The following is a 14,887-nucleotide window of genomic DNA, read 5'->3' on the forward strand; positions in this document are numbered from 1 at the left end:
CTTTCCTACAGGTCGAGTGAAATCTCGTCAGCCCGGGTCGCGTTGCGTTCCACGTCGCTCAGCTCGGCACCGTTCAGCGTGAGCGCATAGTGCTGCCGCGGGTCGAAGTCGTCGAACTGGTCGACCCGGTCCAGCACGTCTCCCACCAGCTTCTTGAGGAAGAGGCGTGGCGCGATTCCGACCCTGCCCCCCAGTCCGCCGGCCACGGCCCGAGCCAGTTGGTCCAGGTACGCGTCGTCGACCAGGCGGCGCACCCGTTCCGGGGCGGCCGAGCCGTGGGCGTAGAGGTCGCGCACCCGGCCACCCAACTCGACCAGCGACTCGATGGTGAAACCGGCGAGGCGGATCTGCACGGCACGAGGATTGTCGAACCGGGCTTCCGTGGTGAAGTCGACAGCAAGCCGCTGCGCCAACGGCGCGAGACGCTGCACGCCCTGGGGCCCGTCGTAGAAGGCCGGCGTACCGGTGATGACCAGATACAGACCGGGGAAGCGGCCGGAATGCACCTCGTCGATGAGTTGCCGCAACGCGTTGAGCGCCTTGTCCCGCGCGTCGGAGCGCACCCGCTGCAGCGTCTCCACTTCGTCGAACACCAGCAGCAGGCCGGGGTGTCCGCTGTCCCGGAGCACCGCGAGCAGGCCCTGCAGAAAGCTCAGCGCGGCGAAGTGGTCCAGGTCGCCGCGTACCCCGGCGACCCGCCGCGCGGCGGCGGCGACGTGGGGCTGGCCGCCGAGCCAGGCGAGCACTGCCTCGGCGGTTGCCGCGTCGCCGGCGAGACTGGCCGACCGGTAGCCGCGCAGCGCCGCCGCGAAGGCCGGAGCGCTGCGGCTGATGGTGGCGAGCCGCTGGTCGAGCAGTTCGCCGACCGCGCGGTCCAGCGCGGCAACGTCGTGGGCTGCCACTATGCCGGCCGTCAGCACGTCCTCCTCCAGCGCGTAGAACCACCCGTCGATGACGGGCCGCAAAGCGCTGGGCGGGAATGTGGCGCTGGTCAGCCGCTCGGTGAGCCGCCGATAGACGGTTTCCAGCCTGTGCAGCGGCGTCTCGTTCTCCGAGATCTGCACCTCGGCGGTCGCGAAGTTGGCCCGCCTGGCGCGTTCGGCGATCCAGCGGGTGAAAAAGGTCTTGCCGGAGCCGTACTCACCTCGCACGGCCTTGAAAACGGAGCCGCCGGCCGAGACGGCGTCGAGTTCATCTCCGACCGCGGTGGCGAAACGGTCCAGCCCGACGGCGAGGAGATCGAGCCCGGCAGAGGGCACCGCCCCGCGCCGCAGGGCGTCGACCACCTCCCGCCGTCGGGCCGGGCTGACCGTGGTCACGATAGCGCTCCGGGCAGCCCGAACTGTTCCCGCATCAACGCCAGGTCCAACCGCACCGTCCGGCCCTCGTCGATGAGGGACAGGACCGCGTAGTTGTCGACGTTGAAGATGCGCTGCAGCGTGATGACGAACCCGGCGGCACGTACCGGCGACTCGCCGGCGCGTTGCGCAAGCACCGCCAGCGGCAGCACACCCTTCGCCTCCACCAGGGCCCGCATCGCCGCCTCGATTTTCCCGAGGTCGACCCGGCGCGGCGTGAGGCCGTGCTGCGCCTTGAAGAGTTCGGTGTCGAGCAACGCCTCCACCAGGGCACCGTCGCCGGCCGCCGGGGCCGCAGCGGCTGCCGACGTGACCTCGGGTACGTCGAAGAGCCCTTCCCCGGTCTGGGCGGGCGGCCTGCGTCGTTGCCTGGGAGCGGGTGCGGCCGGGGCTGGCGCGGTCTGCACGGCCGCAGTCGCGGGCCTCGCCTCCCACCAGTCCGGTTGACCGCCCGCCACGGGTGCCCAGCCAGCGGGCACGTCGCTGACGTTCGGCAGCAGGAACGCCAGCAGTGGGACGGTCACCTCGGCCAGCGAGGCGCCCCCGTGATAGCCGGCCTTACTCGGCCGGTAACGCAGCATCGGGTCCCAGAGTGCGACGATCCGGTTGTTCGGTGCCACCACCCGGGGCCCGGTCAGCTCGATCTCACCCGGCCCGCTCGGGCCCGGCCCGCCGCGGTGCCGGGCGGAGGCGGCGTCGGGTGCCTTGACGTACTCACCGCCGCGTTCCAGGACGTGCCCATGGTCGCTGGTGATGAGGACGGCCCGTCCGGCGGATCGGGCGAGGTCGAGCAGGCTGCGCAGGAACCCGACGTCGCTGAGCTGCCACCCCGGCTCGTCGCCCTCCCGGCCGTGCGCCAGCGAGTCGTCCACCGTGTTGATGACCACGGCGACCAGCCGGGACTGGTCCGCCATGGCGGCGGCGAGGTCGCCGGAGACCACCTCGCCGGCCCCACCCCGGGCCGGTCCTTTGTGGAACAGGCACGCGCCCTTGCCCCAGCGGCCCTCGTCGAACATTCGCGTCTCGTCGGCCTGCCGGCCGCTGCGCAGCGCACCGGCAAAGAGCGAGGTGCGGGACACAGCGGTCAGGGTCGGCAACGCGGCTACCATCGCGCGGCGGCGCCCGCTGACGGCCCCCGCCAGCGGGTCGTACTCGACCCAGTGCTCGGACAGCTGATCCGCCAACTCGACGGCGACGGCAGCGCTCATGCCGTCGAGCACGACGAGCAGGGTCGGGCGCTGCTTGCGGATCAGCGGCTCGACGACCTGCGGGAGGAAATTCTCGATGGTGAGCAGACCACCGTCGCTTCCGGGGCCGGTGGTCGCCCAGGCGGCCAAACGGTTCGCAAACGATTCGTCGAGATCGCGCCGGCGCCGCTGTGCCCGGTCGTGGATGGCGCGGAACGCGCGCTGCAGCTCGGGGTGCACGTCCTCACCGGCCCACACGTGGTTGAGCGCGAAGTCGACCCACCCCCACTCGGCGATCTGCCGGTCGACGCCGTCGGCGACGCTCACGGCCGGCTCGACCTGCGTGCCGAGCCAGCGTACGAGCCGCTGCGCCATCCGGACGCGGAGGATCCGGTCCGCCTCCGCGTCGGCGAGGCGGTGCGCGCGGAGTGCCGCCACGGCCTTGTCGAGCGCCGAATCGGCGGAGCCGTCCAGGCCGGCGAGGAGGGCATGCGCCGCGTCCTCGATGCGCTGGACGAAGCCGACCCGCAGGATGCTGCTGTGGCTGGCACTGCCCCTTGCGCTGAACTGGACGAGCAGTTCCTCGGCACGATCGAGGACCGCGTTGCCCCGCAGCCGCGTCTCCCGGTCCCGCGCGCCCAGCATCCCGGCCACCACCTGCACGGCCGCCGCTGCGAAACCCCGGACGGTCGGGTCGTCATCGAGATTGCCGAGATACTGGTCGATGCGCCCTCGGGCGCGGAGCGCATCTGGCGTATCCGTGCTCCACAGCGCGTCGCAAACCAGGCCGAGTGGCAGCGCGTCCGCACCGTGTCCGGCCTCGACCAGCGCGAAGAGCGCTCGCGCGGGCCGGCCGAGCTGCTCGATGAGCCACCGGGCGAGCCCGTCGCGTTCGCCCTCGCGCAGCAGCCCGAACGCCTCCACCGACCCAACCTCGGCGCTCCACCGCAGCAGGGCTGCCGCATCCAGGTCGTCGTGGCTCTCGCCCCTGCGCCGCAGACCAAGCCGCACGGAGGCGAGATGCCGCAGCGCGACATCCCGGGTGAGTACGCGGCTGGCCAGCTTCGGCCATCCGTTGGGCGGCATGGCGTCCAGCAGTGCCTCTCCCGCCCAGGACTCACCTTCCAAGGCGCTGTCCGGTACCTGCGCGCCGAACGCCTCGACGACCAGGTCCCAAGGCTCGACGGTGATCACCCGCTGCCGGAAGACGCGGCTCAACACGCCATGCCCGAGACGGGATTCCGGGATGTCGGTGAGCAGCACGAGCACCTCGGCGTCGCGCTCCGCGACGAGGTGTTCCCAGATCGCCAGCGGCGACACGCACGGCAGCACCCGGGCCTGGCGTCCACCCGGCAACTGCATGGTGGGGTCGTATGGCCAGTCCGGTTCGGCCCGTACGACCATCACCGGGTACGCATCGCCGTTGCGGTGCCGGTCGAGCTGCTGTGCCACCTTCTGCCGCAACGCGATCGGGCTGATCCGCAACGCCTGGGAGGACGCGGCTGCCTGAGTCACGGCACGATTCTCCAGGTCACCTCGATCGTGGCGTCGGGATGGTCTGCCGAGAACTCGCGCAGGTCATCCAGCGCGTCGGCCAGGGCGCTGCTCTTGACCTGCCGGCGCCCTCCCTGTGCGGGGAGGCCCGCCGCCGGCCCGCTACCAGTGCCGGAACCCGAACCTGCGCCACGACCGCTGCCCGGACCTGCGCCGGTGCCGCCGCCCCCACCGGTCGCCCGCCGGAGCAGCGCGGTGGCGTCGGTCTGCGCGCGACGCAGGGCCGCTCCGAGCGCAACGGTCAGCTCGTCGGCCTGGGCTGCCCGGCGCAGTTCGGTGAGGATCGCCGCAGCCTCGACCACGTGGGGTTCCGGCAGGTTGGCCACGATCTCGAAGGTGTCCCAGGGCGCCGACGCCAGTGCGGCCGAAACCTGGGCGGCGCTGCTGATGCTCCTGCCGGTCCGGTCGGGCGGGCCGGCAAGGTCGGCGCGGGCGAGACGCTCCACGGCATCCTTGGGCGAGGGCGCATCGGCCAGCCCATCGAGCAGGTCAGCGGCGGCGCGGGCGGTGGCGAGCCGTCCGGAATCCTGGTTCAGCCGCAGCCAGTCCGCGTGCTGTTCCAGCCGAGCCACCAGGTCGCTGACCGGCTGCCGATGCCGCCCCGCCTGCGTCAGCAGATCCCGGCCGAAGAGGGCCACGAGACGACCCCGGCGCAGCGCCAGCGACTGGAAGCCGAAGATGGCGGCCGCCCGGGATCGGGCCGTGTCCCAGTCCGCCTCGCTGGGCAGGCGTTCCTCGCGCAGCGTGTGGTCGAGGCTGATCCTGCCGAGCTCCGGTGCGGGAACGACCTGGCTGCCGTGCAGGTAGAACGCCCGGTCGGTCTGCTCGGCGAAGGTCGCCACCACCAGCTGCGCCACGATCGGGTCAAGGCCGCGCGGTTTCGGGTCGTCCATCCACCGCAGCAGGTCGGCGACCCGCAGTTCACCGGTGATGCCCTCGGCGGCCGCTCGGTGCTGGAAGTGCTGCGCCCACTCGCCGCCGATGACGAACGCTGCCTCGTGCATGGTGCCCAACCCGAGCGGGTTGGCGATGCGCCGCAGCGTCTGCCGGTGGACCCGCTCGACCTCGACCCGCCCTTCGGGCGACTCGACGGCCCGGCGGACGTGGTCGAGGACGACCTTGACCTCGGCCAGGCGGACCGGGTCGCCCTTGCGGTCGGGGTCGAAGTCGGGGTGCGCGGGGAACTGCTGGCCGAGCATCTGGTCGCCCAGGCTCCGCAGGGCGTCGTTGAACGCGGCACCCATCGGCAGCTTCGGCTCGAGCGCCCGGGTGAGCGAGTGCAGGTGATCGTCGAAGCCGAGCACCACGTCGGTCGCCTGCTTGGCCGCCAGACCGTACGCCTGCCGCAGGATCCCGGTCATCTTCGCCAGCAGCGCGCTGCGCTGGTTGGTCAGCGCGGCGTGTGCCCGCCGCCGGTCGTCGGGGTTGAGGTGCTCGGCGTGGCTGTCGAAACGCTGGCCCTCGAGCAGCTTGTCGATGATGACGAGCTTGCCCAACTCGGTGAGGCGCTCGACCGTCAGCGCGGCGGGGATCCAGCAGACGGTCCGGCAGGGCGTACGGCTGACCAAGTCCTGCACGCGCTGCCGGTCGTCGGCCGGGCCATGGCTGCCGTCGTCGAACGGATAGTCGACGATCAGCCGCCAGCCGGCCGGGTCGTTCGGGGAGAACGCCTCGTCCCGGATGTCGTTGGGGTCCCGGACGTTGCCGTAGACCAGCTCGATGATCCGGCGGCTTCCCCGCCAGGTCAGGCCCGCCTCGGCGAAGAACGAGTCACTCCACGGCACGCCGAGCTGCTGCCACAGCAGCCGCTGGATCATGTGCTTGCGGGCGCCCTCGTTGTCGTAGTGCTTGGCGGTGGCGAGCACACTGTCGACATCCACGCCGACCAGCTCCAGCGACACCACGGGGTCGTCGCCATCGCCGATGCGGATCTCGGCGAACTGGCCGGCCCAGTCGGCGAGCTTGCGCGCCACCTGGGCCACTTCGCCGCCGGGGATCGGGCTGGTGATGCTGCCGTGGTTCAGCGCCGACAGCCGCCGGGCGGTCAGGTTGCGCAGCGCCGGCACGCTCGGCGCCAGGGCGGCGAGCAGCAGCGTCTTGATCAGCCGGTCGTCACCGGTGAACGCGCGCACCCGGCCGGCGGTCTCCGCCGGCAGCGCGTCGCCGCAGCGGGCGGCGTCGAGGTCGTCGTCGGTGAGGCCATACTGGCCGAGCAGGTGGGGACGCAGCTTCAGGTCGTACAGCTTCTGGGCCATCTCGAACTCGGCCTTGAGCTTTTCGGTGAAGGGCTGGTCGCCGCCGCTGCTGATGACGTCGTAGAGGTCGCCGAGCGGGACGAGCTGGCCGAGCCGCAGGGTGTCGCGGCGGTCGACCAGGAGTTGGCGCATCAGCTTGAGTGCGGTCCGGGAGCGCTGCAACGCGCTGGAGACGTGCACGAGCGTCGAGATGAAGGCCGGGCTGAACGGGTACGTTGACCGGAACGCGTCGACGTCGGCGCCGCTGCCCGAGTCGGTGCCGAGCAGGGTGTCGAAGACCTCCCGGCGTACCTTCGTGGTGGTTTCGAAGGCCCGGGCGATCGCGTCGGCGGCCGTGGTGTCGCGGGGTTTGAGCAGTCGGCGGCGGGCGATCTCCGGAAGGTTACGGTCCTCCAGCTTGATCACGTCGAACCGGCCGCTGGCGAGATTCAGGGTGTCCTGGTAGCTCAGCTCGTGGGCGCCGGTGACCTCCTCGCCGACGAGTTCGCGCAGGTCACGCTGGCGGGCGATGAAGCTGATGACGGGGATGGGTCGGCGGGTGTCGCCGCCCTCGACGAAGTTGGTGATCTTCTGGATCTCGCGGGAGACGAACTGCTGGTCGCCGATCGAGTTGGCCAGCCAGAGGATCAGCTCGTCGAGGAAGAGGATCAGGCCGTGGTAGCCGAGCTCCTTGGCGTGCCGGCTGATCTCCGTCAGACCCCGGTCGAGGGAGATGAACGCTTCGGCGTCCTCCCGGGCATTACTGAAGAAACCGACGTTCCAGCTGGTCAGCAGGTCGTTGACCAGCTTGCGGCGCAGTTCGTCGGAGTATGCGCCAGCGAACGCGGCGTCGAGCCGCTCGCTGGTCCAGAAGGTCTCGCTGTCGCCCCACTCGTCCTCGGCGTCGCCGCCGGGCAGCCCGGCGATGAACTGCTCGTCGCCGATCTTGGCGCGGAGCGAGGCGGCCTGCTCCAGCAGCGAGTCGGTGCGGTGCACGGCCGGGATCGGGGCCTGCGGATGCAGCGCGCGGACCCGGTCGACGTAGCCGCCGAGCACCCGCTGCTCCAGCGAGCGGGCGTCGAGCAGGTGGTACGGCACCAACAGGAACTTGCGCCCGTCGAGCCAGACGCTGTGCTTGGCGACCAGCGGCGCGAACTCGTCCTTGCCCCGGGCAACGTGCTCGCCGCGCAGCAGCGCGTAGAGCACGGCCATGAAGTGGGACTTACCGGAACCGAACGAGCCGTGCAGGTAGGCCGCCTTGGACGCCTGCCCCTCCACCGCGGAGCGGATCAGCCCGAGCGCCTCGTCGAAGTTGCCGAGCAGCCGGTCCGTGACGACATAGTCGCGGAGCGTCGCATCGGCGTCGGCGACGCTGTCGGCGAGCTTGAGCACGAAGTCGCTGGTGCTCGTACGCTCCGGGATCTCGATGACATCGCGAAGCAGCGGCGCAGGGCTGGGCGAGGACATGCCGCCTACCGTACCGAGAAACGCCGTGCCGGCCGCGACCCAGGCGACCGCCATAGCGTCTGATGGCCGATGGGATGACCCGAGATGGCACTTGCCGCCAATCTCCTCCACCGGCACTGCTGTCAAATGAACGACCCAATGCTCTGCACTTGTTCCGCAACCGTGATTTTGCGAGCATGTCCGTTCACAGTCGTGACCTGATCATCCGACGCGCGCGTGCCAGTTCGGGTGCGCTCCATCAGGAAGGCATGGGGCTGACGATGGATGCCAACACCTACTCGCTGAAGCAGATCCTCACGCAGGATCGCAGGTACATCATCCCGACCTTCCAGCGTGACTACGAATGGACGCTCGAGGGCCAGTGGAAGCTGCTCTTCGACGACCTCGCGGAAACCGCCGACCGGCTCTTCCAGGCACGGCAGCAAGCTGCGATCAATGGCGAACCGCTGGCGAAGGCCGACAAGAAGGTCCCGCCCCACTTCCTCGGTGCGATCGTCTGTGATCAGCTCGCCGCCGCCGTCGGAGGGCTCGACCTTCGCGCCGTGATCGACGGCCAACAGCGTCTTACGACCGTTCAGCTCATCCTACGGGGCGTGCTGGACGTACTGATCGAACACGCCTCGCCTCGCGCCCGGCAGGTGCGCCGGCTGCTCGAGAACCACCCCGACATAGTGGACTCGCCTGAGGAGCAGCACAAGCTCTGGCCTCGCCGCAAGGACCGTGAGGTCTGGCCGTTGGCAATGGGGGACATGCTGCCGGACGAGGGAACGCACCTCTATCTGCAGGCACGCCGCTACTTTTCGGAGCGGACGCGGGAGGCGGTACACAACGCAGAACCCGAGCGCCTCGATGTCCTGGTCGATGCGCTGCTTGACCTCTTCAAACTTGTCGTCATCGATCTCGAGGACAACGACGATGCCCAGGTCATCTTCGAGGTGCTCAACGGGCGGCAGACTCCTCTCTCCGCTGCCGACCTGGTAAAGAACCTGCTGTTCCTTCGTGGTGAACTTTGCGACGAGAAGGAGCTGGAAAAGGTCTACGACACCTACTGGGCGCCGTTCGACGAGCAGTGGTGGAAGACGGAGGTCGGGCGAGGGCATGCCCAGCGTGGCCGACGAGACGTACTGCTCTCGGGGTGGCTCACTGCTGTGTCCCGGTCCGAGGCGAGTGTCAGCCACCTCTACAGCCAGGTCCGGGGTTACCTGGACGGTGCGGATCGAAAGACGGTCGACGTGCTGGCCGAACTGCACGATTTCGGGCGGGCCTACCGGGTGGTCGTCGGCGCTGAGCCGGCCGAGTCGGCGGCGCTTCGCCGGTCGTACCAGCGGATTGACGCACTCGGCATCACCACGGCTACCCCACTGCTGATGTGGCTGCGTACGCTGCCATCCGACTACATCTCGGTGGTCAGCCACGCGTCGGTGGCGCGCGCCGTCGAGTCCTGGGTCGTCCGCCGGCTTCTAGTCGGTGCCAACACCCGCGGCTACGGCAAAGTGTTCGTCGACGTACTGAAGGCTGCGGACCAGGCACCGGCCGACGACGCGTTGCTCATCGACGCCGTGCTGCGGGTACTCCACGGCGTTGACGGCATGCTCTGGCCCGACGACGACGAACTGGTCAAGGCGTTCGTCACCCGCAAGTTCTACGGCAACCTGACTCAGGAGCGAATCCGCCTGGCGCTCGGCTCCATCGACCAGCATCTACAGGAGAGCAACCCCAAGACCGAACCGGCCACCTTCCAGTACGAGAAGCTGCAGATTGAGCACGTCATGCCTCGGCAGTGGCGGCAGCACTGGCCCTTGGAATCGGCGGACGACGCTGGCCGGCTCTTCGAGGCGCAGCGCCGGGACGAGGCCCTGAACAGGATTGGCAATCTGACTCTGGTCACGCCGACCTTCAACGGAGCGGTGTCCAACGCCGGTTGGGCCGAGAAGCGCCCCGCCTTCGCCGAGCAGTCCAAGCTTCAGATCAACGGTCTTATCGCCATGCAGAATGCGTGGACGGTCGAGACGATTGAGGCGAGAGGGCGGGCACTGGCGAAGGTGGCTTGCGAGGTATGGCCCCGCCCTTTGCCATAGGAACCGGAGGGCCACATTTCGAGTACGTCGCTCGCTGCTGGCCGCAGAGCTCAGATGCGCGGATGTGCGTCCTCGATGCGATCAGCCTTGACGTACGCCAGGAAGTCGGCCTGCTCAGGTGCGGGCAGCCCCGCGAACGCCGAGTAGGCGACGGCCCGCGCGTGCGGCGTTTCCGCTGCCAGCAGCCCGATGATGGCGGCCCAGGCGAGCGAGACCGAGTGGAACACGCGGTCCCCGCGCAGCGCGGTGAGCCGGCTCAACTCCCCCAGCATGCTTGCCGCGTCGTCGTCCGCCCTGGCCCGGTCGACCAGCTCGAAAACGGCCTTGCCCCGGTACGGCCCACCGCCGCTGGCCAGCTCTGCCAACTCTTCGTTGCGCATCTGTCGCACTGGCGGCGGCGTGATGTTCGGCGGGTGGGGCACACTCATGGGGGCTCTTCTCCAAAAATCTTCGCGTACTCTTCGCGGATCAACCGGGTCAGGTGCTCGACGGAGTCCTGGTCACCGATGGACTCCGCATATCTGATCTCCTGTTGGTAGGCGCGCACCTCGTTCTCGTAGCGCACCACGGGGTCTTCGAACCAGCCTCTCATCCCGACCCAGCCTGCGGCCTGATCCTCGCGGAGATGCTGCATCTCGTGCAGCAACGCGCCGTACGAGGCATCCGGGTCGAGAATCAGGTGCCCCGGCTGGCCCGGTGACGGACTGGGCCCGTACGCGAGCCCGCCCTCGCGGAAGGTGATCTCGACGCCCAGTTCGCGCGCCTCGAGAATGGCCGCGTCCCACTGTTCCGGATGGGTGTCGCGGGCCGCACCCCACTTCCGGAGCGGATCGGCATCCGAGTGCAGCAGGTGTGTGTCGCGGGTCGGCGCTGGCGGCGGTGCCGAGGCACGGTCGCCGAGACGGCGTAGGACGGTCTGCAACTCCGCGATGAGTTCGCCGAGGCGTCGCAGGATCGGCGCCAGCCGACGCAGGCTGCTGACGAGTCCGTGCAGCAGCCGGGTGATGCGGGCCACCCACTTGGCGGCAAGGGCGGTGACCTGGGTGACGATCCAGGGAGTGGCCGCCCCCAGCGTGACGCCGGCTTCGGCAAGCCACACCCACAGGCGTACGGCCAGCACGGAGACGAACTCGGCGATGAGGTCGCGAACCAGTTCGCGGACCATGGCGACGAGTAGCCCGGCGCCGGTGGTGATCTCGGACATGGCGTTGCTGGCTCGGGCGAGGGCATCCAGTACGGCCTGATGCTCCCGGCTGTGCCGGCGATAGGTGTCGGAAGCCGCGCCCGTCCAGCCAGCGATCTGTCGGCTCACGGCATCGCCGAGCGTGACGCGCGACTCCCCGATCGCGCCGGTCACGTTACGCCAGGTCTGGGCGTACGCAGCGATCTGATCGGGATCGCCAGCCAACTCGTCGAGCGCATCGGAGAGCGGTTTGACATGCTCGATCAGCCAGCCGACGCCCCAGGCGACGAGCTGACCCAGCGGGTCGGTGACGAAGGCGAGGGCGTCCATGGAAACGGCGAAGCCGCCGATCGCCGTGTCGATCCATCCGCCTCCGGCGTAGCTCGCCAGCAGTCCGTCGATGTCCTCAGCGAGGTGGACGCCGCTGAGCGCGGTGGTGCTGTCCTGGCGGGAGGCGATGAGCGGGTTGGCCGGCTGGCTCATCGACCGGTACCGCGACCGAAGATTGCGGCCACGTTTTGGTCGCCGCTCTCGTAGCGGTTCGCGGTGGCGCGCAGGTCGTCTGCCGTACGCTGCAGCGCGTCGGTGGCTTCGTTCAACGCGTTGACGGTGGCCTGCTGCACCGGGTCCAGCAGGCTGGGGATGAGCTGGCAGAGTCGACCGTACGCATGCCGGCCCAGTTGTACCGATCCGGCTGCCCGGCGGCACTGATCGACCATTTCGGCGACCTCGTCGACACTGCCGGCGTGCTGGCGCAGCGCCTGGCCGTCAACGTCGAAGCCCGGCTCACCAACCATCGCGCTGCCGCCGGAAATCGCTGCGTCGGCCCTCTTCGTGGTCGTCGTCCACCTCGGGAAAACGCTGGGCGTAGCTCCTCACCACCGCACGGGCGGTCTCGGAGTCGGCGCCGACGGTCTGGGCGGCAATTCCAGCCACCGCCCCGGCGAGACGGCCCTGGGCTCGACGCATCGTCGTCATGATCTCCGCCGCGGCCCTCGCCCCAGACCAGCTCGACAACCGATCGTCAATCCGCAGGTCGGTGACAATGCCTGAGCCGGCCACCGTCACCCGTACCGCCCCATCGGCACCAGTAGCCGAGATCGACAACTCAGCGACCCGCTGCGACATCGCCTGCGCCTGCGCGGCCCGCTCCGACACGGACGCCGCCCAAGCATGCGTCCATTCCTCGGCCGCATCCGCCGCCGCGCCGAACGATTCATCCATCACAGCCGTTCCCCATGGCGAGCCACGATATCCACCGGCGCCGCTCGAACCCAGCCCTGTGTCGCATCTCGGCTACCCGCGAGGTAAGTCGTGGCCACTCTGACCAGAGCGGTAACGGTGGTGCCGATGCCGACGGCCGCTGCCGTCGCCGCCACCTCCCCGCCGACCAGCGCGATAACCAACAGCGCCGCCACGGCGGCCGTGCATACGGCCAAGACGCGGTTCACCATCGATTCTCGCCGCCGAGCCCTGTCGACTCGCCTCACTTTGCTCATCGGAACCTCCCGCGCCGATCCCACGACTTGCAGGACAGCAGGCATCAGCGACGACGGCTCCTCCGCGTACACGGCATGAAAGATGTTTGCGTGACATGAGATTCACGGCAGACATTTGTGTTGAGCTTCGATGTGGGAGGCCGCCGTGAGCGTCGAGCGCCGGTGGACCGAGCTGCCTGAGGCCAGACATGCGGCCGTCGTTGGCGACTACGGTTCGCTCCTGCGGGTGGCGCGGACCGCGGCACGGTTGACCCTGTCGGAGGCCGGTGAGCGGTGTGGCTACTCGGCGGCGACGTTGTCCCGCATCGAGCGAGGAAAGCAGCGGCTGACAGATGTCACCGTGCTGCGACGGCTGGCGGCGGCCTTCGACATTCCACCCGAACTCTTCGGACTCACAGATGACGGAGCCACTGGATCCCGTCAGTCGCGCAGCACGATCGGTAGGCTGCTCGGTGAAGGAGCGTACCGGGAGGTTGGAGACGATCCGTTGCGACGGCGTGACGTACTCGGCGGTCTGGCCGGCCTGGTCGGCTCAACTTTCGCAGCCGATCCGGAGGCCCTGGCCGCACCACCATCCCGGGTGGTCACCAGCCTCGAGGACATCCTCCTCGGCAATACCGTGCCGCCGGCGGGTCCGGTCGACGCGGCCCAGCTTCGGAGCGCCCTCGCCCATGCCTGGTCGGATTTCCGCGCGTGCCGCTATGCCAGGTTGTCAGCCAGGCTGCCGCAACTGGTCGCCACGGCAACGGCCCACTACGAGACGGTCGCCGATGGGCGACGAACGATGGCGGCGGCGACGCTGACCCGGACGTACCACCTGGCCACCCAGGTGCTGATCAAACTTCACGAGGACGCGATGGCCTGGTCCGCCATGGACCGCGCCCGGCAAGCGGCCCGCGAGGCGGACGACCCGTTGCTGTACGCGGAGACCGCCCGGATCTCGGCGATCGTGCTACGGCGTACCCGCCACGGTCAACGAGCCCAACAGACGCTGCTCAGCGCAGCGCAGTCTCTCGACGGCTGCACCAAGCTCACCTCCCCGGCCGAGGTCGCCGTGTACGGGCGGCTGCTGGCGACAGCCGCGTACACCTCGGCGCTCGCGGACCAGCGGGCCACCGCGTGGGAACTGTTGAACGAGGCCGACGAGGCGGGACGCCGGAGTGGGGCTGGTGGAGGGTTCGCCGGGGTCGACGTGGCGCTCTACCGGATCGGTGTCGCCCGGGTGCTCGGAGACTACGGCGCGGCCGTGGAGTACGCCCGCGCGCTACGCCCCGAACAGTTGGGCAACGTCGAACGGCGCGCCCGCTACTGGGAGGACTACGCCTTGGCGCTGCACGGCCGCGGCGCCCACCGAGAGGCGTACCGCGCGCTGCTCTGTGCCGAGCGGATCGCACCCCAGGAGGTCCGTTACCGGCCGTGGGCTCAGCAACTCACCACCGCCCTGCTCAGCGCAGACCGTCGCCAGGCACTGCCCGACCTGCGCGGCTTCGCCACCCGCATCGGCGTGGCACGCTGAGCGTCAGCGCGGGAGGACTCCCGTAGGCGGCACTCCGGTCCAGGCCCACATCTCTAGGACGCGGCGGTCGACCAGGGTGATGCTGAGTTGGCGGGCCAACTCAACTCCGTCGCCCGTAGTAAAGAACCCGTTGGTAACGATCATGCAGATCTCGCCTCGGTGGATTTCTCGGCAGGTGCCGGCGAAGCGTTGGATTGCGGCACTGCCGACCCGATGGTTGAGGCTGTGCCGTTTGCACTGCACCACCACCCGCCGCCCGTCGGGAGCAAGCGCCGTGATGTCCGCGCCCCGGTCACCGGCACCCCCACAGACCCGCACATCCCGGAACCCCGAGGCGTCGAGAATCCGAGCGAACCACTGCTCGAACTCCCCTCCGCTCATTGCATCGGTCACCGAGATCAACCGGTCCCGCTCGGCCTGTTCGGCTCGCTCGCGGGCGCGGTGCCTCGACACAGCGACAAGCACCGCGGCACCCGCCACGAGCACGATGATCACCAGGAATGCCGACCAGTACGGATGCCGCCGGACGAAATCGACGACGATGACGATCAGCCCCAATGTGAGCGCGCCCAGCAGCAGAACAAGCCCGCTGGCTCCCGAACTCCTCGAACCGGAGGGCCGGCGGACATCCGGCCTCCGGCGAGCAGCACCAGGACGCCGCCGACGGTAATGCCCCCGGACGCGTGCGCCGTTCTTCCTGACATGCGGCCTGACATACGGCATGAGACGCTCCCGAGTCGAGGGGAGCCTCAGTCTCACCTCGACGTCCGACACGTTCCATGCTTGACGGCTGATACCGTCGGCTTTCCGA

The 14,887-nt window shown here is 69.5% G+C and carries 11 protein-coding genes; 2 read left to right on the top strand and 9 right to left on the bottom strand.

Annotated elements, in window-relative coordinates; genetic code table 11:
* Positions 1-5: 5 nt before the first annotated feature.
* The 3 genes from brxD to pglY are packed head-to-tail and all read right to left on the bottom strand — an operon-like array spanning position 6 to position 7,800.
* Positions 6-1,319, bottom strand: a complete 1,314-nt coding sequence (gene brxD, locus Vqi01_RS01465; protein ID WP_239098102.1) for a BREX system ATP-binding protein BrxD — start codon at positions 1,317-1,319, stop codon at positions 6-8.
* The gene (pglZ, locus tag Vqi01_RS01470) at positions 1,316-4,060 is read right to left on the bottom strand and encodes a BREX-2 system phosphatase PglZ (RefSeq protein ID WP_204032212.1); all 2,745 of its coding nucleotides are present in this window, start codon (positions 4,058-4,060) and stop codon (positions 1,316-1,318) included. Before pglZ ends, brxD begins: the two co-directional genes overlap by 4 nt.
* Positions 4,057-7,800: a BREX-2 system ATPase PglY gene (gene pglY / locus Vqi01_RS01475; RefSeq protein WP_204032214.1), complete on the bottom strand. Its 3,744-nt coding sequence runs from the start codon at positions 7,798-7,800 to the stop codon at positions 4,057-4,059. Before pglY ends, pglZ begins: the two co-directional genes overlap by 4 nt.
* Positions 7,801-7,862: 62 nt before the next feature.
* Here pglY and Vqi01_RS01480 point away from each other — a divergent pair, with 62 nt between their 5' ends.
* Entirely contained in the window at positions 7,863-9,878 is a 2,016-nt protein-coding gene (locus Vqi01_RS01480; RefSeq protein WP_204032216.1) for a DUF262 domain-containing protein, read from the top strand.
* Between the two features lie 50 nt (positions 9,879-9,928).
* On the opposite strand, the gene Vqi01_RS01485 is transcribed toward Vqi01_RS01480, so the two are convergent.
* From Vqi01_RS01485 to Vqi01_RS01505, 5 genes are read right to left on the bottom strand one after another with little or no spacing between them, the layout of a single operon-like run.
* Complete coding sequence (locus tag Vqi01_RS01485; RefSeq protein ID WP_239098103.1) at positions 9,929-10,306, bottom strand: hypothetical protein; 378 nt, start codon at positions 10,304-10,306, stop codon at positions 9,929-9,931.
* The gene (locus Vqi01_RS01490) at positions 10,303-11,544 is read right to left on the bottom strand and encodes a WXG100 family type VII secretion target (protein ID WP_204032217.1); all 1,242 of its coding nucleotides are present in this window, start codon (positions 11,542-11,544) and stop codon (positions 10,303-10,305) included. Before Vqi01_RS01490 ends, Vqi01_RS01485 begins: the two co-directional genes overlap by 4 nt.
* On the bottom strand, positions 11,541-11,858 hold the full coding sequence (locus Vqi01_RS01495; RefSeq protein ID WP_204032219.1) for a type VII secretion target: 318 nt from the start codon (positions 11,856-11,858) through the stop codon (positions 11,541-11,543). Before Vqi01_RS01495 ends, Vqi01_RS01490 begins: the two co-directional genes overlap by 4 nt.
* A complete protein-coding gene (locus Vqi01_RS01500) occupies positions 11,848-12,285 on the bottom strand; it encodes a YbaB/EbfC family nucleoid-associated protein (RefSeq protein ID WP_204032221.1) in 438 nt (145 codons plus the stop codon). The genes Vqi01_RS01495 and Vqi01_RS01500 overlap by 11 nt, the downstream gene beginning before the upstream one ends.
* Positions 12,285-12,632, bottom strand: a complete 348-nt coding sequence (locus Vqi01_RS01505) for a hypothetical protein (protein ID WP_204032223.1) — start codon at positions 12,630-12,632, stop codon at positions 12,285-12,287. The genes Vqi01_RS01500 and Vqi01_RS01505 overlap by 1 nt, the downstream gene beginning before the upstream one ends.
* Before the next feature lie 73 nt (positions 12,633-12,705).
* Here Vqi01_RS01505 and Vqi01_RS01510 point away from each other — a divergent pair, with 73 nt between their 5' ends.
* Complete coding sequence (locus Vqi01_RS01510) at positions 12,706-14,076, top strand: helix-turn-helix domain-containing protein (RefSeq protein WP_239098104.1); 1,371 nt, start codon at positions 12,706-12,708, stop codon at positions 14,074-14,076.
* Positions 14,077-14,079: 3 nt separating this feature from the next.
* On the opposite strand, the gene Vqi01_RS01515 is transcribed toward Vqi01_RS01510, so the two are convergent.
* Positions 14,080-14,850: a restriction endonuclease gene (locus Vqi01_RS01515; protein ID WP_204032226.1), complete on the bottom strand. Its 771-nt coding sequence runs from the start codon at positions 14,848-14,850 to the stop codon at positions 14,080-14,082.
* Positions 14,851-14,887: the final 37 nt, after the last annotated feature.

The organism is Micromonospora qiuiae, from assembly GCF_016863555.1.
Classification (GTDB): domain Bacteria; phylum Actinomycetota; class Actinomycetes; order Mycobacteriales; family Micromonosporaceae; genus Micromonospora; species Micromonospora qiuiae.

Coding starts and splice junctions, on each gene's coding strand:
- pglY (WP_204032214.1), bottom strand. CDS start 7,800: ATGTCCTCGCCCAGCCCTGCGCCGCTGCTTCGCGATGTCATCGAGATC.
- Vqi01_RS01480 (WP_204032216.1), top strand. CDS start 7,863: ATGGCCGATGGGATGACCCGAGATGGCACTTGCCGCCAATCTCCTCCA.
- Vqi01_RS01485 (WP_239098103.1), bottom strand. CDS start 10,306: ATGAGTGTGCCCCACCCGCCGAACATCACGCCGCCGCCAGTGCGACAG.
- Vqi01_RS01490 (WP_204032217.1), bottom strand. CDS start 11,544: ATGAGCCAGCCGGCCAACCCGCTCATCGCCTCCCGCCAGGACAGCACC.
- Vqi01_RS01495 (WP_204032219.1), bottom strand. CDS start 11,858: ATGGTTGGTGAGCCGGGCTTCGACGTTGACGGCCAGGCGCTGCGCCAG.
- Vqi01_RS01500 (WP_204032221.1), bottom strand. CDS start 12,285: ATGGATGAATCGTTCGGCGCGGCGGCGGATGCGGCCGAGGAATGGACG.